Origin of the sequence: [Clostridium] citroniae WAL-17108 (assembly GCF_000233455.1) — a bacterium.
Lineage (GTDB): Bacteria > Bacillota > Clostridia > Lachnospirales > Lachnospiraceae > Enterocloster > Enterocloster citroniae.
Genome location: NZ_JH376422.1, coordinates 331,411 through 353,143, shown reverse-complemented (window position 1 = coordinate 353,143; position 21,733 = coordinate 331,411). Strand labels below are relative to the sequence as shown.

18 protein-coding genes are annotated in these 21,733 nt (G+C 52.9%); 17 read left to right on the top strand and 1 reads right to left on the bottom strand.

What is annotated here, in order from left to right:
- Positions 1 to 37 precede the first annotated feature (37 nt).
- The 6 genes from HMPREF9469_RS14850 (at position 38) to HMPREF9469_RS14825 (ending at position 7,396) form a co-directional block, all read left to right on the top strand.
- Positions 38 to 922 carry a site-specific tyrosine recombinase gene (locus tag HMPREF9469_RS14850; protein WP_007863270.1) on the top strand — a complete coding sequence of 295 codons (885 nt, stop codon included), beginning with the start codon at positions 38 to 40 and terminating at the stop codon, positions 920 to 922.
- Positions 923 to 1,424: 502 nt separating this feature from the next.
- On the top strand, positions 1,425 to 2,462 hold the full coding sequence (locus tag HMPREF9469_RS14845) for a tripartite tricarboxylate transporter substrate binding protein (protein ID WP_007863269.1): 1,038 nt from the start codon (positions 1,425 to 1,427) through the stop codon (positions 2,460 to 2,462).
- Between the two features lie 94 nt (positions 2,463 to 2,556).
- Positions 2,557 to 3,084, top strand: coding sequence for a tripartite tricarboxylate transporter TctB family protein (locus tag HMPREF9469_RS30680; protein WP_007863267.1), 528 nt, complete (start codon positions 2,557 to 2,559; stop codon positions 3,082 to 3,084).
- A gap of 13 nt (positions 3,085 to 3,097) precedes the next feature.
- The gene (locus HMPREF9469_RS14835) at positions 3,098 to 4,594 is read left to right on the top strand and encodes a tripartite tricarboxylate transporter permease (protein ID WP_007863265.1); all 1,497 of its coding nucleotides are present in this window, start codon (positions 3,098 to 3,100) and stop codon (positions 4,592 to 4,594) included.
- 16 nt (positions 4,595 to 4,610) lie between these two features.
- Entirely contained in the window at positions 4,611 to 6,062 is a 1,452-nt protein-coding gene (locus HMPREF9469_RS14830; RefSeq protein ID WP_007863263.1) for a sulfatase-like hydrolase/transferase, read from the top strand.
- A 119-nt stretch (positions 6,063 to 6,181) separates the two neighbouring features.
- The gene (locus HMPREF9469_RS14825; RefSeq protein WP_007863261.1) at positions 6,182 to 7,396 is read left to right on the top strand and encodes an ROK family transcriptional regulator; all 1,215 of its coding nucleotides are present in this window, start codon (positions 6,182 to 6,184) and stop codon (positions 7,394 to 7,396) included.
- Between the two features lie 58 nt (positions 7,397 to 7,454).
- Here the strand turns inward: HMPREF9469_RS14825 and HMPREF9469_RS14820 are convergent, their stop codons facing one another.
- Positions 7,455 to 8,552: an exonuclease gene (locus HMPREF9469_RS14820; RefSeq protein ID WP_007863260.1), complete on the bottom strand. Its 1,098-nt coding sequence runs from the start codon at positions 8,550 to 8,552 to the stop codon at positions 7,455 to 7,457.
- A 185-nt stretch (positions 8,553 to 8,737) separates the two neighbouring features.
- Here HMPREF9469_RS14820 and ruvA point away from each other — a divergent pair, with 185 nt between their 5' ends.
- The 11 genes from ruvA to HMPREF9469_RS14765 all read left to right on the top strand — a co-directional run bounded on the left by ruvA (position 8,738) and on the right by HMPREF9469_RS14765 (position 21,619).
- The gene (ruvA, locus tag HMPREF9469_RS14815) at positions 8,738 to 9,367 is read left to right on the top strand and encodes a Holliday junction branch migration protein RuvA (protein ID WP_007863259.1); all 630 of its coding nucleotides are present in this window, start codon (positions 8,738 to 8,740) and stop codon (positions 9,365 to 9,367) included.
- 85 nt (positions 9,368 to 9,452) lie between these two features.
- Positions 9,453 to 10,445 carry a Holliday junction branch migration DNA helicase RuvB gene (gene ruvB / locus HMPREF9469_RS14810; RefSeq protein WP_007863258.1) on the top strand — a complete coding sequence of 331 codons (993 nt, stop codon included), beginning with the start codon at positions 9,453 to 9,455 and terminating at the stop codon, positions 10,443 to 10,445.
- Positions 10,446 to 10,549: 104 nt separating this feature from the next.
- Positions 10,550 to 11,362, top strand: coding sequence for a cell division protein ZapA (locus tag HMPREF9469_RS14805; RefSeq protein ID WP_007863257.1), 813 nt, complete (start codon positions 10,550 to 10,552; stop codon positions 11,360 to 11,362).
- 98 nt (positions 11,363 to 11,460) lie between these two features.
- Positions 11,461 to 13,692, top strand: a complete 2,232-nt coding sequence (locus HMPREF9469_RS14800) for a U32 family peptidase (RefSeq protein ID WP_007863256.1) — start codon at positions 11,461 to 11,463, stop codon at positions 13,690 to 13,692.
- Positions 13,693 to 13,697: 5 nt separating this feature from the next.
- Complete coding sequence (locus tag HMPREF9469_RS14795) at positions 13,698 to 15,044, top strand: FtsW/RodA/SpoVE family cell cycle protein (RefSeq protein ID WP_007863255.1); 1,347 nt, start codon at positions 13,698 to 13,700, stop codon at positions 15,042 to 15,044.
- 59 nt (positions 15,045 to 15,103) lie between these two features.
- Positions 15,104 to 16,537 carry a peptidoglycan D,D-transpeptidase FtsI family protein gene (locus HMPREF9469_RS14790; protein ID WP_007863253.1) on the top strand — a complete coding sequence of 478 codons (1,434 nt, stop codon included), beginning with the start codon at positions 15,104 to 15,106 and terminating at the stop codon, positions 16,535 to 16,537.
- A 188-nt stretch (positions 16,538 to 16,725) separates the two neighbouring features.
- Positions 16,726 to 17,520, top strand: a complete 795-nt coding sequence (locus HMPREF9469_RS14785) for an FAD binding domain-containing protein (RefSeq protein WP_007863251.1) — start codon at positions 16,726 to 16,728, stop codon at positions 17,518 to 17,520.
- Positions 17,517 to 17,987: a (2Fe-2S)-binding protein gene (locus HMPREF9469_RS14780; protein WP_007863249.1), complete on the top strand. Its 471-nt coding sequence runs from the start codon at positions 17,517 to 17,519 to the stop codon at positions 17,985 to 17,987. Before HMPREF9469_RS14785 ends, HMPREF9469_RS14780 begins: the two co-directional genes overlap by 4 nt.
- Positions 17,987 to 20,305 (top strand): xanthine dehydrogenase family protein molybdopterin-binding subunit, encoded by a 2,319-nt coding sequence (locus tag HMPREF9469_RS14775; RefSeq protein WP_007863248.1) that lies wholly within the window; start codon positions 17,987 to 17,989, stop codon positions 20,303 to 20,305. The genes HMPREF9469_RS14780 and HMPREF9469_RS14775 overlap by 1 nt, the downstream gene beginning before the upstream one ends.
- A 214-nt stretch (positions 20,306 to 20,519) precedes the next feature.
- A complete protein-coding gene (locus tag HMPREF9469_RS14770) occupies positions 20,520 to 20,972 on the top strand; it encodes an NUDIX hydrolase (RefSeq protein ID WP_002567924.1) in 453 nt (150 codons plus the stop codon).
- Positions 20,973 to 21,358: 386 nt separating this feature from the next.
- Positions 21,359 to 21,619, top strand: a complete 261-nt coding sequence (locus HMPREF9469_RS14765; RefSeq protein WP_007863246.1) for a type II toxin-antitoxin system Phd/YefM family antitoxin — start codon at positions 21,359 to 21,361, stop codon at positions 21,617 to 21,619.
- Positions 21,620 to 21,733 lie beyond the last annotated feature (114 nt).

Here is a 21,733-nt window from a genome sequence, read left to right as displayed (position 1 = left end):
GATTTTTGTGAGAAATGGGCAGGGGTAATAAAAAGAGATGACATCTGAGATAAAGAGTTTTGTGAACTACCTTCGGGATGTGAGGAAAACTTCCAGGAATACAGAAATATCCTATCAGCGGGACCTGATGCAGCTGGCCGCGTACTTGGAGGATAAGGGGATAACAGAGGTTGCCAAGGTGACCAGGACCAGCCTGAATTCTTATATCCTTTTTTTGGAAAAAGAGGGCAAGGCCACCACGACTATATCAAGGGAACTGGCCTCTATCAAGGCTTTTTTCAGTTATCTGTTCAGGGAAGGTATGATCCGCCGGGACCCGGCAGAACTTTTAAAGGCTCCTAAGATTGAGAAAAAGACGCCGGTGATCCTGAGTGTCAACGAGGTCAATGCATTACTGGAACAGCCGGGGACCGCATCGGCCAAGGAGATACGTGATAAGGCCATGCTGGAGCTGTTGTACGCCACCGGGATCAGGGTATCTGAACTCATCGGACTGGGGCTTAAGGACCTGAACATGCAGGTGGGCTATATCACCTGCCGGGACGGGCAGAAGGAGCGCATGGTGCCCTTTGGAAAGAATGCCAAGCAGGCCATGGCAGTGTATCTGGAGCGGGGAAGGAAGGAACTTTTAAAGGGAAATGAATCCGAGTGGCTCTTTACCAACTGCAGCGGAAAGGCCATGAGCAGGCAGGGCTTTTGGAAGATCATCAAGTACTATGGGGAGAAGGCCGGAATAGAGGCAGACATCACCCCCCACACATTGCGCCATTCCTTTGCGGCCCATCTGATCCGCGGGGGAGCGGATATCCACGCGGTACAGGCAATGCTGGGCCATTCTGATTCCACCACCACACAGATGTATGCGGCATATTCCGGCAGCACGATGGGGGAGACCTACAGGGCGGCACTGAGGAGAAAATGATAGAAGGGTAATGATATAAGAAAAAGGGAACTCCTATGGGGGTTCCCTTTTTTGCCTACGATCCGGCGATGTGATCCCATACATCTGCCGGGATTTCAGCACCAGACAATAGGAGTGTACCGGTCTGAGGATGGATGGAGGCTCAAAAGAGAGGGAAAGAATAGGATATGACAGCGTACCCTGGCAGAGTGGGAGTTCCGCCAGGGTATTTTACTGCGTTTTTACCACAGAAAAAAGATTAGGGGAACTGTTGGGAATAACAAAAAAATGAAACTTATTGCCTTTGTGGCAATAAGAAGCTAAAAATCCCCCTGCCAGATCCGACATTATGCCATAAAATATGGATTAAATTTGTATACTTTATACTATTTACACAAAAAGTTCTGCTTGCTATAATAAAAACATCTCAATTATGTGGATGGGCGTATGACCTGATTTTAAAAAATAGGAAAATTCGCACATTACTTTTTACCACCAAGAGAAAAAGGAGGAAGAATAATCGATGAAAAAACGTATGGTATGTCTTACACTTGCACTCAGCATGATGATTGGAGGCCTCACCGCATGCGGCTCTGCTGATTCCGGCACAACAGGGGCTTCTGCCGCTCCTGCATCATCCACGGTTTCTGCAGCCAAGGAGGCTGATTCCCAGGACATTGCCTGGCCTGAGGGACCGGTCCAGATCATTGTGGGAGCCAATGCCGGAGGAGGCATTGACACGGCGGCCCGCCTGATCGGAAAGTATATGGAAAAGTATATGGGGCAGTCCTTTGTTGTGACAAACACAACAGGAGGTGCAGGGAGCATAGCGGCCAATGACGTAAAGAATGCAAAGGCGGACGGCTACACATTCCTGGTAGCCCACGAAGCCATCCTCACCAATAAGATCGCAGGAACAACGGACTTTGATTACGATGCTTTTGCGTGTGCGGGTATTCCCTTCCAGGTCTATACCACCTGTCTGCTGAGCAAAAAGTATGCCTCAGTCCCGGAACTGGCGGATGCTGCAAAGGCCAGCCCGGGCACCATCAAGTTCGGAACAGAGCTTGCCACCAATGACACTGCCATTATTGCCATGATGGAAGATAATTTCGGCGTTTCCTTCCAGCTGGTGGACGCGGGAGCGGTATCGGACCAGATCGCATCCATGATGGGGGACCACATTGATTTTATGAAAGCGCCCGTGGGGCTTGCAAAGGATTATGTGGCTTCCGGGGATTTCCACATTCTGGCCTTTTTTAACCAGGAACATAATCCCGATTATCCGGACGTGCCCACCATGAAGGAAGAAGGGGTGGATTTTGTGGTTGACAAGTTTTTCGGCTGTTTCTTTCCAAAGGATACGGATCCGGCCATTATTGAAAAGTTCTCCTCCGCACTGGAGCAGATCTGCCAGGATCCTGATTTCCAAAAGGAAGCCGCGGACGTGATGTATGGAGTGGATTATATTGCTCCTGCCGATATGCCTGCCTACTTTGAAAATTGTAAAACCCGCCTGGTGGAATATCAGGACCTTCTGGAGGAACACTACAGCAAATAACAGTATTGACATCGTATCACAGAAGACGGGGGGATCGCTTTTGAGCGCGCCTGGGCGTTTTTGCGGTCCTTTGGAGTCTCACTGGGAGGGAAAAATGAAGAAATACAAAGATATTATCATGGGAGCCGTGCTGTTTGCGGTGGGGCTGATTTATTTTTTAATGTCGTTTTCCATCAAGCTTACCTATATTGACCAGATCGTGGGTTCGCGGATGTTTCCTCAGATCTGCGGTGTCGTCCTCATGGGACTGTCAATGTCCCTGGCGGTATCAGCCGTGATGCATCTTCGGCAGCCGCGGCCGGAAACAGACAGTGTGGATGCGGAGGAAATGGCTGACCGGGTGATGGGGCGGGACCGCGAAAAGCATGTGCTTGCACCGGCTGTAAAAACGCTTCTGGTCCTGGTCAGCTTTGCCGTGTTCTGCTGGCTGCTGGATAAGATTGGTTTTGCATTTGCGGCCTTTCTTTATCTGTTCAGCCAGATGCTGCTGATCGCCGGACGAAAGCTGAAGGCAAAGGATATTGTATTTTATCTGGTCCTGTCCGCTGTGCTCTCAGCAGGGATTTACTATCTGTTTTACAAAGGATTTTCACTGATGCTGCCCAAGGCAAGCTGGTTCTGAGAGGGAGGAGATTATGGCAAATTATATCATAGGTTTTTCGCAGATTATGAATCCGCTGTGCCTGCTCCTTGGACTTTTGGGCACATTTCTGGGCATCTTTTTCGGAGCCAGCCCGGGTATGACATCCTCCATGGGAATTGCCCTGGCACTGCCCCTTACCTATAGCATGGGGATCGTCAATGGCATGTCCCTGCTTTTGGGGATTTACATAGGCAGCATTTCCGGGGGCCTGATCACGGCCATCCTCATTAATATACCTGGTACGCCGGCCTCTGTGGCCACCACCTTTGACGGTCATCCCATGGCACTTCGGGGAGAGGGAGGCCGGGCTATCCGCGTGGGCACCCTGTATTCGTTCCTTGGAGGCATGGTCAGCCTGGCGGCGCTGTTTTTGATCTCTCCCATACTGGCCAAGTGGGCGCTTAAATTCAGTTATGAGGAATATTTCTCCATTGCGGTTTTGTCCCTGCTTTTGATCTCCAGCCTTTCAGGCAAATCCATTGTAAAGGGATTGGTCAGCGCACTTATCGGAGTCATGTTCACCACCATAGGAATGGCTCCCGTGGACACGGTGCGGCGATACACCTTTGGGCTGACCAGCCTGGACGGCGGCCTGAAGCTGCTTCCCCTGATGATCGGCATCTATGCAGTGGCCGAAGTGCTGAAGGTGGCTGCAGCCTCCGACCAGGGAGACATGAAGCCCCTGAATTATAAGTCAAAGGGGCTGGGAGTCACATGGAAGGAGTTTAGGGAACAGTTTAAGAATTTTACCGTGTCCTCCCTGCTGGGGGTGGGGATCGGGATCCTTCCAGGTCTGGGGGCAGCCATTTCCAACCTGATCGCTTATTCCGTATCCAAGAAAATGTCCAAGCATCCGGAGCGCTATGGGACGGGCTGTATTGACGGTCTGATCGCATCGGAGACTGCCAACAACGCGGTGTCCGGAGGAGCGCTGATCCCCCTTCTGACCATGGGAATCCCCGGGGACGCAGGCACCACCATGCTGCTGGCCGCCTTTATGCTCAAGGGCATCACGCCGGGTCCGCTGCTTTTTGACACGTATTCCGATGTGATCTATGCAATGTTTGCGATCCTGATCGTGGCAAACATCATGATGCTCCTGATCCAGATCTACGGCCTGCCTGTATTCCTGAAACTGCTTTCCATTCCAAAGAACATATTGCTTCCAGTTGTGATGGTCCTGGCCAGCATTGGGGCATTTGCCATGAACAACCGCATCTTTGACGTATGGTCCATTCTGTTTTTTGCCATTGTGGGATATGGGCTGAGCTGGTTTGAGTTCCCTCCTGCACCCATTGTGCTGGGATTTGTACTGGGCCCCATTATTGAACTTAATTTCCGCAGGGGCATGATGTCCAGCTATGGAACATTTTTTAACTTTTTTACCCGTCCGATCTCCGGAACAGTACTTGTGCTCACTATTTTACTGCTCATCATTCAGATCGTGCGCACGATCCGCACCCGGCAGAAGACGAAAATAAATTCATGAATGGAGTAGTGGAACAATGACTGAAGCAACCAATCTTTTAATTTTATTCAGCGACCAGCACAGCAAACATATGCTGGGCTGCTATGGCAATCCGGCAGTCAAAACCCCCTGTCTGGATGCGCTGGCGGCCGATGGGGTCTGCTTTGACGCCGCGTATGCAAACTGTCCCGTATGCGTGCCCTCCCGGGCATCCATGGCCATTGGGGATTACGGGTCCCGCCACGGCTACTGGGACAATGCCTATGCTTATGACGGAAAGGTCAAAAGCTGGGGCAGCCGTCTGACAGAACAGGGATTTTCAGTGACCACCATTGGAAAGCTGCATTTTAAGGGGGACATGCCGGAGACCGGTTTCCCGGACCAGCGCATTCCTCTTCATATTAAGGACGGGATTGGGGATGTGTACGGGGAAATCCGTGACAGACAGATCACCAGGCCCCAGTTTTGCAAAGCCCTGGAGGAGGCCAGGGCCGGGGAATCTGATTACACCAGGTATGACAGGGAGGTGGCCAGGCGGGCGGCTGAATTTTTAAGAACAGAGGGCAGTGTCTCCCAAAGCCCCTTTGCGCTGATGGCCGGTTTTGTGGCTCCCCATTTTCCGCTGGTCGTGCCGCAGGAATATGTGGATCTTTACCCTGACCCCGAGGCCCTTCCGCTTCCCGTGCAGTTTGACCGGGAAGAATGGCCCCATCATCCGGTGGTGGATGATTACCGCCGTTACTGCTGCCAGGAGGATCTTCCTGATTCCGTGAAACGCAATGCCATCCGCATCTATTATGGGCTTTGTTCGTTCCTGGATGCCCAGGTGGGCGTGGTCCTTAAGGCACTGAAGGAAACGGGGCTGGATAAAAACACCCGCGTCCTGTACTGCACGGACCATGGCGATACCATGGGGGAGCATGGGCTGTTCTTTAAGTCCACCATGTACGAGGGAAGCGTTTCCATTCCCATGATCTTTAGCGGGCCCGGCATCCGGAAAGGGAAGCGGAACGCCACAGGGGTATCCCTGGTGGATATTTACCCCACTGCCATTGAGTGTCTGGGAGGTGTGATGTGTGAGGAGGACAGGAGACTGCCCGGCCGTTCCCTTCTTGCGTTTGCAGGGGGAAAGGAGGAGCCGGAGCGGGCGGTGTATTCCGAATATCTGGGCTTTGGCATCTATACCGGGGAGTTTATGCTGCGCAGGGGACGCTTTAAATATATCCACTATGTGGGGGAACGGCCCCAGCTCTTTGACCTGAAGGAGGACCCGGAGGAATGCAGGGATCTGGCCGGGGACCCGGAGTATTGTGAAGTGATAAGAAGAATGGAGAAGGAACTTCGCACCCTGGTGGACCCTGAAAAGGCGGAAGAGGATGCACGGATTGCCCAGAGGGCGCTGTTAGACCGGTTTGGCGGTCAGGAAGCATTTCTGAAAACATTCCATCCATCCCTGTTTTCACCAATTCCTGATCTGGAGGAGAAGTGAATCGTCCTCTTTTCCTCTCCGTCCATCCGTTGACAAAATCCTTTGAAGTCCGATATAATGATGACAATGATCAAGTTGGGTTGCAGAAAAAGAAAGTTAACGAAATGGGGGAATATGTTATGCAGTGGGATTCATTACAGCTCTCAGAGGGGGCATTGGATGCTTTTTCTTATGTACTGCGCAACAATCCTGCCACCAAGGCGGATATCTGCCGCTGTATGGGCAAGGGGATCTCCACCGTTAACCGCTATATGACTGAGCTGTGTGAAAAGGGGCTGGTCCTGGAAAGCGGTGTGGCGGATTCTTCCGGAGGGAGAAAACCCGTCCTATATTCCATCAACAGCCAAAGCTATCTGATCTGTTGTGTCAATATATCCACCATCTACTGTGAGGTCGCAGTGGCGGACATGGCGCTCCATGTGCTGAAGATCGACAGCATTTCCATAGGAGCCAAGGATACGCCGGATGAAATAATCGCCCGCATTGGACAGGCCTACCGGAATCAGCTTGCTTTTCTGGGGGCGGATGAGAATCGCTTCCTGGGGATGGGGGTCAGCGTGTTCGGCGCCATCAAGAATGAGCAGGGTGTGCTCTATAAGCCCATTATACAGTACATGAATGAGCAGTGGGACGGCTACCCGATCCTGCAGCGGCTGCAGGAGGAGATCCCCCTGACACTGTATGCGGAAAAAGGGATCAACGCAGCCGCCATGCTGGAATATCATCACGGAAAGGCGCGGGACAGCAGCAACATCATCTATGTGCTGTGTGCCATGAATATCCGGTCCGCTGTGATACAGAATGGACATATCACAGGGAACTCCCCGTTTTTCGAGGATGCCTTTGGCCATATGGTCATCAACTACGATGGCCCCCTATGCCAGTGCGGACAATACGGGTGCCTTAACTGCTATGCGGCCATACCCGCTGTCCTGGAAGGGTTTTCCAAAGAGGTAAAACGGGGCCACAGCACCATGATTGGGGGGGATGTGGACCATGTAACAATCCAGCAGGTGTGCGCTGCTGCCCGTGCCAATGACATTCCCGCAGTGAATGCCATTACGGATAAGGCGCATATGCTGGGGATCGCCCTGGCCAATTACATCAATATCATCTGCCCGGACAAGGTCATCCTGGCAGGGCTTATGGTCAAGGAGTCGGAACTGTATTATGATACGGCGGTCAAAACAGCCCGGGCACGCCTTGGCTTTACCGGCAATCAGGATGTGACCTTCCAGCGCCTGGGGAGCTTTTCCAACTCCCTTACCGTGGGAGCCGGAGCCATGCTTCTGGAAAAGCTGATACATGGAAGGCCTCCTGTGCAGCATTCCTAAACCGCACAGGTACGGTAAGGTGCGTTTGTTCCCCTCAAGGCCTTTTGGAGAACGGAACTTATGCTTCCCGCTTATGGCTTATGTAGTCCAGTATCTGGCGGGCATATGAGTCCGCTGAATCTGAGTCGGAGAGCAGGTCCGGGGAATATGCCACATAGTCCAGGGGCGCTTTGTAATCCTCCTTCAGGCAGGGGGACCACAGCGGGCCGAACTGGGGCAGGAACAGGCCGCACTTCTTTGAATAACAGGTGCGGGCAGTGGCCTTTTTCCTGGCATCCTTGTCCACGTATTCGCCCACGCTTTTGTGGACCGCCGTGTCCTCAAAGGGCAGGTAGTAGTAATCCCTGTAATTGGGATAAAAGTACTTCAGTTCACCCTGATACAGGGCAATATTGCATGTCAGCACGTCCCGGTGGAGCTCCAGGCTCACCGGGGCGGTGTCGTATTCCAGGGGAACCGGGATGGAATAGGGACTTTTCCAGGTCAGGTTCAGAAAGGGACCGGGAATGCCGTCCGCGCAGTAGAGCTGCTGTGAGTCCAGGGCAAAGGGCGCCTCCATCATATCCGCATAATTGAGGATGGGAAGGATGGAGGGCATTCCCTTTAAGTCATCCTCATTGTGCAGGATCAGGAGGTCATACAGAAAGGATTCGTGGGTGACCAGGTAATCCCTGTACACCTCAATGAGCTGTCCGCCGGAGTATTTGTCCTCCCGGGATACGCCTAAGAACTGCTCGATGGATTTCTGCTTCATATTCTCAAGGCCCAAAAGCTTGCGGTAGGGCTTTATTTTTTTGTAAATATCCACGCTGGCAATATTGTCAAAATTGTAATCCAGGCCCAGCCGTCTGCAGCATTTCAGCAGGTATGGGATATCAAACCCGTCTCCGTTAAAATGCACCAGCACCTTAAACCGTTCCATGAATGTGAAAAATGTGGTCAGCAGCTGGGCTTCCGATTCCCTGGTGTCCGCAAACCACTGGACCAGCTTCCAGCCAAAGCCGTCATGGTAGGTACAGCCGATCAGGTAGAGCTGTGAGGTGTCCCCGGAAAATCCAGTGGTCTCAATGTCAAAAAACAGCAGGTCCCGGAGGGCGCCGATCCGCTCCAGGGGATATGTATCAGGCAGGTCAACGGGATGCTTGATGGTTATCATGGGTATCACTCCTTTGTGATCTGTGGTTTGTCAGTTTTCCTTGTATACTGAAGGTAGTTTAACCCATAATCCCTTCTGATGCAAGTGGCCGAAACAGAATATTTGTTCGACCCGCTTGCATTGGGATAAGGGGTATGTTATGATGAATGGCAGGAAATGAAACAGAGAAAGAATGGGAACAAGATATGATTTCATACGTAAAAGGGCCTCTTATGGGCATTGAAGAGGATGTGATCGTGGTGGAGGCCGGCAGCCTGGGACTGGCTGTCCATGTGCCTGTTTCCCTGCTTCCGGAACTGCCGGGGCTGGGGCAGGAAGTGACGGTTTATACATATTTTCAGGTGAGGGAGGACGCCATGACGCTGTATGGTTTTCTCCATCCCCAGGACAGGGACATGTTCCGGCAGCTGCTGGGGGTAAACGGGATCGGGCCAAAGGGCGCCCTGGGGATCTTATCCGTGCTCAGGCCGGATGACCTGAGGCTTGCCATTGTGAGCGAGGATGTGAAAGCCCTGGCAAAGGCTCCGGGGATCGGGACCAAGACAGCCCAGAGGATGATCCTGGATCTGAAGGACAAGATATCCATGGATGATGTGCTGGGGTCCATGGCTTCAGGGACGGATCTGGGGACAGGTTCCGGTGCGGCCGCCATGGCCGGGCTGGCGGAAGCGGCTAAGGAGGCGGTCCAGGCTTTGGTGGCCCTGGGGTATACCAACTCAGAGGCGTCAAGGGCTGTGAAACAGGTGGAGATCGTGGATGGGATGACATCCGAGGATGTGTTAAAGGCATCCTTAAAGCATCTGTCTTTCCTGTAAGCATATCTGCAGTGGGCAAGGGAAAACAAAGGTCCCCCTGGCCGCTGAGGGCAAGGGCGGATGATAATGATTGGTTGAGGTGTGTATGGAACGCAGAATTATAACAACGGAAGTGACGGCGGAGGAAGAGCGCATGGAGGTTACCCTGCGCCCCCAGTGTCTTAAGGATTATGTGGGGCAGGAAAAGCTTAAGTCCACCCTGAATGTATATATAGAGGCGGCCAGGAACCGGAATGAGGCCCTGGACCATGTGCTGTTTTACGGCCCTCCGGGGCTGGGCAAGACCACCCTTGCGGGGATCATTGCCAATGAGATGGGAAGCAATATGAAGGTGACCAGCGGGCCGGCTATTGAGAAGCCGGGTGAGATGGCCGCCATCCTCAACAATCTCCAGGAGGGGGATGTGCTGTTTGTGGATGAGATCCACCGCCTCAACCGGCAGGTGGAGGAAGTGCTGTACCCGGCCATGGAGGATTTTGCCATTGACATTATGCTGGGAAAGGACTCCACTGCCAGGTCCATACGTTTGGACCTGCCTCATTTTACACTGGTGGGGGCCACCACCAGGGCCGGCCTTCTCACAGCGCCGCTTCGGGACCGGTTTGGTGTAGTGCAGAGGCTGGAGTTTTATTCTCCCGGGGAGCTGACCACCATCATCCTTCACTCAGCCCGTGTGCTGGGGGTGGAGATCGAGGAGTCGGGGGCCCTGGAGTTAGCCAGACGGTCACGGGGTACCCCCAGGCTGGCCAACCGTCTTTTAAAGCGGGTCAGGGATTTTGCACAGGTCAAATATGACGGTGTGATCACAAAGGAAGTAACTGATTTTGCGCTGGATATCATGGACGTGGACAAGCTGGGGCTGGATCAGAATGACAGGAATATCCTGCTGATGATCATTGAAAAATTTTCCGGCGGTCCGGTGGGATTGGATACCCTGGCAGCCGCCCTGGGAGAGGATTCCGGCACGCTGGAGGAAGTGTACGAACCGTACCTGCTCATGAACGGCCTGATCAACAGGACTCCAAGAGGCCGCATGGCAACGGAATCGGCCTATCACCATCTGGGACTTAAAATGTAGAAAAACGCTGTATACACGGTCTTGAGGCTTTGGATATGATATGGTATAATGTCGTCAGACATGATACGGCACCGGATCGGTGTCACGAAAAACAGGAGAGCAGAATGGATTCTAAGAATTATACACAGGTTTTAATAGATGGAAAGATATATACATTGGGCGGGATCGAGGAGGAGGCATACCTTCAGAAGGCTGCCAGCTATGTAAATGACAAGAACGCCCAGATGCGCAGACTGCCCGGTTTTACAAAGCAGAACGCGGATTATCAGATGGTCATGACGGAACTGAACATTGCCGATGACTATTTCAAAGCCATGGAATGGGGCGAGGGCATGGAACGCCAGAAGAATGACATGGAGAAAGAAACATACAGCTTAAAGCATGAGCTGGTAAGCACCCAGATGAAGCTGGAGGCAGTGTTAAAGGACCTGGAGGAACGGCAGAAGGAGCTGGACCGCTTTACCAGGACCATAGCCCAGATGGAAGGGGAATTAAAGGAAGTCAGGGAGGAGTACGAAGCCCTTAAGAGCAGCAGGGAGGAAGGAGAACTCTCTCAGGTAAGAATGGTATCAGATGTTAAGACTGTCTCTGAGGCAGAGCTGGTGGAGACGGTGGAAGCAGTGACCCAGGCAGCAAAGACTGCGGATGCAGGGGGTGCAGAGATGCCGGACCCGGCGCAGGAAGACAGGATGCGGGAGCAGGAAGCACAGGGACAGGCTGCCCGGGAACAGAGGGCACAGGACACGACAGACAAAAGGGAAAGCAGTTCAGGCAGCAGACCGGAGCAGACCGGAGCAGCTGAAGCTGCAGCTACATTACAGACCGCACAGACCGCAGGCATTTCCGATGAGGAGCTTGCAAAAAGGGCCTTGCAGGCAGCTAAGAAGGCCAATTCACACAGGGGCGGGCGCAGATAAGGCAGCACGGGCTTTTGCCCGGACGCTGTGACAGATACAGGGGGATGTCTCATGGGGATACGTGAGGCATTTTTTCTTTCAGGAAAGGTTGTAGGAATATGGAAAAAAGACAGGTGGAAATACTGGCGCCGGCCGGTTCATGGGAGAGCATGAAGGCGGCTGTGGCGGCTGGCGCAGATGCGGTTTATATGGGAAGCAGCCGGTTCGGGGCCAGGGCCTATGCGGATAATCCGGATGAAAAGGGGCTTGTGGAGGCCATTGATCATGTGCATCTGCACGGACGCAGGCTGTATATGACGGTCAATACCCTGTTTAAGGAATCGGAGCTAAAAGAGCTGGCGGCATACATGAAGCCCTACTATGATCAGGGACTGGACGGAGTGATCGTGCAGGACCTGGGAGCGTTACAGGTCATGAAGGAGAATTTCCCCGGCCTGGAGCTGCATGCCAGCACCCAGATGACCATCACCAGCGTGTATGGAGCCAGAATGCTAAGAGACCTTGGCTGCAACCGGGTGGTGACTTCCAGGGAAATGTCCCTGGATGAGATACGCCGCGTCCATGAGCAGGTGGATGTGGAGATTGAAAGTTTTGTCCATGGCGCCCTGTGTTACTGCTATTCAGGCCAATGCCTGATGAGCAGCCTTATCGGAGGAAGAAGCGGGAACAGGGGAAGGTGCGCCCAGCCCTGCCGTCTTCCCTACCGGGTGTATGAGGGCGGGGAGGGTAAATCTGCCGCCCTGAACCGGGAGAATGAAAAGCATGTCCTGAGCCTGAAAGACCTCTGTACCCTGGACATACTGCCGGATATCATTGATTCCGGCGTGTATTCCCTGAAGATAGAGGGCAGGATGAAAAGTCCCAGATACACGGCCGGGGTGGTGAGTGTTTACCGCAGGTACGTGGACCTCTACCTGGAACAGGGAAGAAGGGGGTACCGAGTAGAGGAGGCGGACCGGAAGATGCTTCTGGACCTGTTCGACCGCGGAGGGTTTACCTCAGGGTATTATGAAGCCCACAATGGACGGGATATGGTGGCACTTAAGGAAAAGCCGGAATTCAGGGAGGGGAACCAGAAGCTTTTTGATTATCTGGACCGCACCTATGTGACCGCACAGCAAAAGGAGCCTGTCAGCGGCCATGTGATTCTGGAGACAGGAAAGCCGTCTGTCATGACCCTAAGCTGTGGCGGTGTTAAGGCGGCTGTCAGCGGGCAGGCGCCCGAGGCGGCACAGAAGCAGCCCATGACAGAGGAAAAAGTATTAAAACAGCTGAACAAAACAGGCAACACGCCATTTGTCTTTGAACGTCTGAGCGCAGAGCTGAAGGGAGATCTGTTCCTACCTGTGCAGGCCCTGAACGAACTGCGAAGATCCGGCTTGGAATCCCTGCAGTCCGCCATACTGAAGGAGTATAGACGCGGGCCGGGGATGTCTAAAGAGGGAGTGCTGTCTGAAAACAAAGACAGGACTGATCCGTCAGAGAAGCCGGCAGCCCAACCCTGGATCCTTGCCGTTTCCCTGGAGGAGCCCTGCCAGCTGGAACCCGCACTGAGGCAGCAGGAGGTTTCCGATGTGTATGTGGATGCGGATGGGTTCGGTCCGGACACATGGAAGGGTACGGCGGACCGGTGTCATAAGAGGGGGAAATCCTGTTATCTCACCCTGCCCCATATTTTCAGGAGCCATGCCCTTGTGTTTTTTAAAGACCATATGACGGAACTTAAACATGCAGGCTTTGACGGAGTGGTGGTCCGCGCCCTGGAAGAGATCCGGTGGCTGGAGGACCAGCAGATCGCCCTGCCGTTTATAACGGACGCGTCTGTTTACGCCTGGAACAGCAGGACCATTGGCGAACTGGCTTCAAGGGAACCCCGGGCAGTGACCATGCCGTGGGAGCTTAACAGCCGGGAACTGGAGCCTGTGCTTGCGGCCTGCAGCCGTGCCGGGGTGCCGGGAGAACTGGTGGTATACGGATATGCGCCCATGATGGTGTCGGCCCAATGCATAACCAGGACCGTTAAGTCATGTACCCATAAACGCGGCCTGTTAAGGATGAAGGACCGGACCGGGGCAGTATTGATGGTGAAAAATCACTGCCATTTCTGTTACAATACCATCTACAATCCGTCCCCCCTGTCTTTGCTGGGAAATGAAGGCCTGATCCGGCACATGGGTACAGCTCGTGTCCGTCTTCAGTTTACAGTGGAGGACGGGCAGCAGACAGGTAAGGTACTGGAAGCGTTTTCCAAGGCCTTTATGGGCGGGGAAACGGCTGAACCTCCCTTTAAGGATTTTACCAGGGGACATTTTAAGCGCGGAGTGGAGTGACGTTTATGACCAATCTGATCGTTGAGGTTTCAAAATATCTGATGATACTGCTGATGGCGGTTTACACCTATGCCAACTTCCGCTTTTTTTCCTTTCAGGATATGGAAAAGAAGCGGAGGGTGTGCGGCGGACAGAACCGGGCCATGTTTTCCATCCATTTTCTGGCGTACCTGGTCATGTACTTAAAGACCGGGAATGAAGGCGTTAAGATGATGCTCATTGCATTTTACGTGGCCCAGGTGGTGTTCTTTCTGTGCTATATCTATATGTACCGTTTCCTGTACCGGAATGTCTCCCGTCTGCTGGTGAACAATACGTGCATGCTGCTTTGCGTGGGTTTTATCATGCTCACCAGGCTGTCCTTGGACAAGGGGCTGGATAAGGCGGTGCGCCAGTTTGTGATCGTGGTCATATCAGCGGCTTTGTCCTGGCTGGTCCCCTATGTGATGGAGCGGGTGTGGCAGCTGTATAAGCTTCAGTGGGTGTACGCGGGAGCCGGGATCCTGGTGCTTCTTATTGTATACCTGACTGGAAATGAAAGCTTTGGCGCTCAGCTGTCCCTGACGTTTGGAGGATTTTCCGTACAGCCCTCCGAGTTTGTGAAACTCACCTTTGTGCTCTTTACAGCCTCCATGTTTTACCAGTCCACGGACTTTAAGACAGTTGTGACAGCAACCGCTGTGGCGGCTGCCCATGTGCTTATTATGGTGTTGTCCAAGGACCTTGGGGGCGCTCTGATCTTTTTTATCACCTACCTGCTCATGCTGTTTGTGGCCACCAATAACTGGTTTTATCTGGGGGCGGGAACCATTCTGGGAGCGGGTGCGTCCGTGGGGGCCTACCAGCTGTTTGACCATGTTAAGCGCAGGGTCCTGGCCTGGAGCAATCCCTGGGCGGACATTGACAACAAGGGGTATCAGATCACCCAGTCCCTGTTTGCCATTGGCACGGGCGGCTGGTTCGGCATGGGACTCTGCCAGGGGATGCCGGGAAAGATCCCTGTGGTGGAAAAGGATTTTATCTTTTCCGCTGTGTCCGAGGAGATGGGAGGCATCTTTGCCATCTGTGTGCTCCTCATCTGCCTGGGATGTTTTATCCAGTTCATGATGATCGCCACCAGCATGCAGGCTGTATTCTATAAACTGATCGCCTTTGGCCTGGGGATGGAATATATAATCCAGGTATTCCTGACCGTGGGCGGCGTGACAAAGTTCATTCCCTCCACCGGGGTGACCCTGCCCTTTGTAAGTTATGGGGGAAGCTCCATACTCAGCACATTTATCCTGTTTGGCATGATCCAGGGATTGTATATATTGAAGCGCAATGACCAGGAGGAGCTGGAGGAAGGCTAGAACCTGGTCCGCGGCGGCAGGCCGGTATTCGGATATGCTCAAAGGAAGGAGATGGAACCATGGCAAAAAAAGCAAATCCCAATCCAAGGGCTAATAAAAACATTCTGGGGGTCACTTATCTCATGGTGGCCGTGTTCCTGGGACTGGCCGTGTATCTGGGGTATTTTCTCCAGGTCAGGAGCGAGGATGTGATCAATAACTCGTACAATGCCCGCCTGGACAGTTTTTCGGACCGGATCGTCAGGGGGAAGATCCTGGCAGCGGACGGCACTGTTCTGGCTCAGACCCAGGTGGATGGGGAGGGGAATGAGACACGGGTCTACGATTTCGGCAGTGTCTTTGACCATGTGGTGGGCTATTCCACCAAGGGAAAAACCGGCATTGAGGCCATGGCTAACTTTTACCTGCTCACATCCCATGTGAACCTGGTGGAACAGGTGGCCAATGAACTGGCAGGCCACAAGAACCTGGGAGATAATGTTTATACCACTCTGGATGCCCAGCTACAGCAGGCAGCTTACGCTGCCCTGGGGGACCGGAAAGGCGTTGTGATCGCCATGGAGCCGGATACGGGCAAGGTCCTGGCCATGGTTTCAAAACCGGGCTATGACCCCAATACGCTGCTTCAGGACTGGGATGTTCTGACATCAGGGGAGAATAGGGAGGGCCAGCTGTTAAACCGCGCGGCCCAGGGGCTGTACCCGCCCGGCTCCACCTTTAAGATCGTGACCGCCCTGGAATATATGAGGGAGCATCCGGACAATTACAGGGACTATCAGTTTGACTGCAGGGGCGTGTACGAGAATGGGGATTACAGGATTAAATGCTACCACAGCACGGCCCACGGCCATCAGGATTTCACCCTGGCATTTGCAAATTCCTGCAACGGTGCATTTTCCAGCCTGGGGCTGGACCTGAACCTGGGAAAATTCAGGGAAACAGCAAAAAGCCTGCTGTTTGATTCGCCCCTTCCTGTGGCAGGGATGCCCTATAAACAGAGCTCCTTCCAAATGGGGCCGGGGGCCGATACCTGGGAAATACTCCAGACATCCATCGGGCAGGGAACCACCCAGATCACGCCTCTTCACAACGCCATGATAACAGCATCCATTGCCAATGGCGGGACCCTGATGAAGCCCTATTTCCTGAGTTCGGTTGAGTCGGCCGGGGGCGAGGAGATAAAGAGGTTTATGCCCTCCGCCTATGGAAGCCTGATGACAGCCGGGGAGGCGGCCGGACTTACGGAGCTGATGCGGGCGGTTGTGACAGAGGGGACAGGTTCCGGTGTGCGCACGGATGCCTATACGGTGGCGGCCAAGACCGGTTCGGCGGAGTTTGAGACCGGGAAGGAGACACATGCCTGGTTTACGGGATTTGCCCCGGCCGAGTCACCCAGGCTGGTGGTTACCGTGCTGGTGGAGGAAGGCGGCAGCGGAGGAAGGGCGGCGGCGCCCATTGCGCGGCAATTGTTTGATATTTATATGAGCCGGTGAAACCGGTCTTATCTTGTAAAAGAATAACGATATTTGTAGAAAACAGGGAGATTTCATGTTATAATCTCCCTGTTTGTTTTGCCCTTTTATCTCCTTATATACCGGAGCTTTTTCAAACCCGGTCCAGGGAAAGGGAAGTGTTGCACGATTATCTTGCTAAGTGTCTATGACAAGAAAGGAGAACGCGCGTGTTTCGAGCGGAAGATTATGTAAAAGTGGACAGCCTGGCAGAAGCTTATGAGCTGTGCCAGAAACGCAGCAGCCTGGTAGTGGGCGGAATGGTCTGGCTGAAGATGACCAATGTGACAAAGCGTACGATCGTGGACCTGTCAGGTCTGGGATTGGATCAGATAGAGGAGACAGGGGAGGAATTCAGGATCGGATGTATGAGCACCCTGCGCCAGATAGAGACACACCAGGGGCTGAACCAGTATTTTGGCGGCATATTCAGGGAATGTACCCGTCACATTGTGGGAGTGCAGATGCGCAACTGTGCAACTGTGGGAGGAAGTATCTACAGCCGCTTCGGTTTTTCAGACATTCTTACATGCATGATGGCTCTGGACACCTATGTGGAGCTTTACCACGGAGGGATCATGCCGTTGTCCGAGTTTGCAAAAAGACCGGTGCGCAGGGATGACAAGGATATCCTGGTGCGCGTGATCATAAAAAAGGACGGGCGCAAGGCGGCCTATACCACACAGAGGAACAGCAGTACGGATTTTCCGCTTCTGGCCTGCTGTGTATCCCGCAGGGGCAGCAATTGGTATGTGGCTGTGGGGGCCAGACCGTCCAAGGCCCAGGTGGTAACCATCACGGATGACGGTTATGACAGCCTGGCCCAGCTGGCCCGTGAGGCGGCTGATTCATTTACCTATGGCACTAATACCAGGGGAAGCAGCCGGTACCGCCGTCAGCTGGCATCTGTCTATATCCGCCGCCTGATGGAACGTCTCACAGGAAGGAGTGTGACCATAGGATGAATATACAGTTTCGGTTAAACGGAAAAAATGTGCAGGCGGATGTGGAGCCGGATGTAATTCTTTTGGACCTGGTAAGGGAACTGGGGTGTTACAGCGTGAAACGGGGCTGTGAGACAGCTAACTGCGGATTGTGTACGGTATGGCTGGACGGAAAGCCGGTGCTCTCCTGTTCCACCCTGGCAGTGCGCGTGGACGGACGCCATGTGACCACACTGGAGGGCCTTCAGAAGGAGGCGGAGGAGTTCGGCATGTTCCTGGCAGCTGAGGGCGGGGAGCAGTGCGGATTCTGCAGCCCCGGGTTTATCATGAATGTGCTGGCCATGGAAAAGGAGCTGGACCATCCGGATGAGGATGAGGTCCGGGAATATCTGTCAGGCAACCTGTGCCGCTGCAGCGGATACATGTCCCAGCTGCGGGCGGTGAAACAATATCTGGACAGGAAAAATGGCGTGGGAGGTGATGTCTGATGGAGAATTTACAGATGAGGAATTTCCGTATCGTAGGCGCGCCGGTGATTAAAAAAGATGCCAAGGCGCTTGTGACAGGAAAGCCTGTGTTTACAGATGACCTGGCGCTGAAGGACTGCCTGGTGGTAAAGGTGCTCAGAAGCCCCTATGCCCATGCGCTGATCACTGAGATCGACTGCGCGGTAGCGGTTAAGATCCCGGGCATTGAGTGTATCATCACACATAAGGACGTGCCCCGGAAACGCTTTACCATGGCAGGGCAGACCTATCCGGAGCCCAGCCCTTACGACAGGCTGATCCTGGATGAGCGCCTGCGCTTTGTGGGGGATGCGGTGGCTGTTGTGGCCGGTGAAACTGAGGCGGCCGTGGACCATGCCATGCGCCTGATCCGTGTGAAGTACCAAGTGCTGGAGCCGGTGCTGGACATGCATGACTCCAAGGATGGGGACATCCTGGTGCACCCTGAGGACAGCTGGGAGAGCCATTGCGATGTGGGCGCCGACAACAGGAGGAACCTGTGCGCCTCGGGAAAGGAGACCCATGGAGACCTGGAGGAAGCGTTTGCAGGGTGTACCCATGTCATTGAGCGCGTGTATCATACAAAGGCAAACCAGCAGGCCATGATGGAGACATTCCGGGCATACACTTACATGGATGTGTACGGGCGCCTGAATATCGTGGCATCCACCCAGGTGCCCTTCCATACAAGGCGTATCCTTGCCCATGCCCTGGACGTTCCCAAATCCAGGATCCGGGTGATCAAGCCTCGGATCGGCGGCGGCTTCGGCGCCAAACAGACCGTGGTGGCAGAGGTTTATCCCGCCATTGTCACAATGAAGACGGGCAAGCCCGCTAAGATCATATACAGCCGCTATGAGTCCCAAATCGCATCCTCACCCCGCCATGAGATGGAAGTGCGGGTAAAGCTGGGCTGCGATGACAGAGGAGTCCTGCAGGCAATGGATGTGTACACTCTGTCCAACACAGGCGCCTATGGTGAGCACGGACCGACCACAGTGGGACTGTCGGGCCATAAGTCCATTCCGCTGTACCGCACACCCAAGGCATTCCGGTTTGCCTATGACGTGGTTTACACCAACCGTATGTCCGCAGGCGCATACCGGGGATACGGGGCCACCCAGGGGATCTTTGCTGTGGAGTCAGCTGTCAGTGAGCTGGCGGCCCAGATGGGCATGGACCCTGTGGCCATGCGGGAGCTGAACATGGTAAAGGAAGGGGACATTATGCCTGCTTACTACGGTGAGCCGGCCAACAGCTGTGCATTGGACCGCTGCGTTGCAAAGGTCAAGGAAATGATAGGCTGGGATGAGAAATACCCCAGAAGGGCAGTGAGCGGTACAAAGGTGCGCGGCGTGGGACTTGCCATGGCCATGCAGGGCTCTGCCATCTCCGGCGTGGATGTGGCCAGCGTGTGTGTGAAGGTCAATGACGATGGTTTCTACAGCCTGATGATCGGAGCCGCGGACATGGGCACGGGATGTGACACCACCCTGGCTCAGGTGGCTGCGGAAAGTCTGGGCTGTGAACTGGAGGACATTGTGGTCTACGGAACCGACACCGACATCTCACCCTATGATTCAGGTTCCTATGCTTCCAGTACGGCATACCTTACCGGTATGGCAGTGGTAAAAACCTGCGAAGCCCTGAAAAAGAAGATCCTGCACAAGGCAGCCAGGTACCTGGAGTGCAGGGAGGACGAGCTGGAGTTTGACGGCAAACGCGTATACAAGCTTTCCTGCGAGGAGGACGGGACCAGGAAAGAGATGACCATCAAAGACATAGGAAACCGAGTTATGTGCAGCAATGAGGACGCCCTTCAGGTCACGGAGTCCCATTCCTCACCTGTGTCCCCGCCGCCTTTTATGGCAGGAGCCGCAGAGGTGGAAGTGGATACGGAGACAGGGGATGTGAAGCTGATCCGTTTTGTGGCAGCCGTGGACTGCGGCACTCCTCTGAACATCAACCTGGCAAGGGTACAGACCGAGGGCGGTTTGGCCCAGGGAATCGGTATGGCCCTGTATGAGGATGTGACTTACTCTGAAACAGGCAGAGTGCATGAAAACTCATTTATGCAGTACAAGGTTCCCAGCCGCCAGGATGTTGGAAACGTACAGGTGGAGTTTGAGTGCAGCTACGAGCCCACAGGGCCTTACGGAGCCAAATCCATTGGTGAGATCGTGATCAACACGCCTTCACCTGCCATTGCCAATGCAGTATACAACGCAGTGGGGGTTCGGATCAGGGAGCTGCCCATTACGGCGGAAAAGGTGTTTAATGGTATGAATGGGCTGGATTAACGGAAAGAAGCAGATGGGGCAACAAGGGGAAAAATAAATAAAAATGTAAAATCTCCAAGTATAATTCCCAATTACCTCCCAATTCAAAACACAGATAAACCTTGCATATCCCTTCCAAAAGTTGTATACTAAGACCAGTTATGGTTAGCACGGCCCTGTGAATGATCAGGGCTGTATTACAACCAGGTTCACACCAACACCAGGAGGGATTGCAATGATTGAAGCAACGAGCTGCGGCGGTGTGGTTATATTTCGAGGGAAGATTCTCGTCCTTTACAAAAATTATAAGAATAAATATGAAGGATGGGTTTTGCCTAAGGGAACAGTAGAAGCTGGCGAAGAATATAAGGAAACGGCGCTCCGGGAAGTGAAAGAGGAGACCGGTGTCAGTGCATCCATTATCAAGTATATCGGCAAGAGCCAATACTCCTTTAATACCCCGCAGGATGTGGTGGAAAAGGACGTACACTGGTATCTGATGATGGCCGACAGCTATTACAGCAAACCACAGCGGGAAGAATACTTTCTGGATTCAGGATATTATAAATTTTATGAGGCATACCATCTGCTGAAGTTTTCTAATGAGAAGCAGATACTGGAAAAGGCTTATAATGAGTATCTGGATTTAAAGAAGAGTAATCTTTGGGGAAGCAAGAAGTATTTTTAGGTAAATAAGTACGTATATGAGGGCGTTCTGCGTAGGCAGGACGCCCTTTTGACACCAATTTGACACCAATTTACACCAAATGAGAAAATGGGCATCTATGTCCTTTCGTTTTTTTCGGATCGGGTAAGGTGCCATTACGAATCATTTTATAAGCCGTAGAAGAGCTTGGTTTTATTAATTTTCTTTGAATCAATATCAACCAATCATTGCCGTTAGATGTGGACATGAGCGAGATCCGCAATGTCTGTATCCCTGCGGATATGGGGCCGGAGGCGGCATGATATGAGAGGAGGCCCTGGTGTGCGTTAAAAAAGAAAACAGGCCATACTTGAAATTGAGATAAAATAATGATAATATTATGATATCAGATGGAAGGAGCAAATATTATGATTGAGATAAGGCCTGTATCAGATTTAAGAAATAAATTCCCCGAAATAGAAGCACTTGTTAAGGAGAATCAACCGGTATACCTGACCAAAAACGGCTATGGGAGCATGGTGGTTTTGAGTCTGGAGCAATATTCCAGGCTGACCGGTGATGTGGAGATGAAGATGCAGGAGGCGGATGCGCAGGCAAAACAGAGCAGTATCCGGTATACACATGAAGATGTGTTTGGAAGCCTGAAAGAGAGGATTCATGGGAAATAGAGTGTATAAGCTTCGGTATCTTCCGTTGTTTGTGTCCGATATGGAGGAAATTCTGGATTATTTTATGTTTAACTTTAAAAATCCGGATTTATGTGGGAAATTATACGATTTATT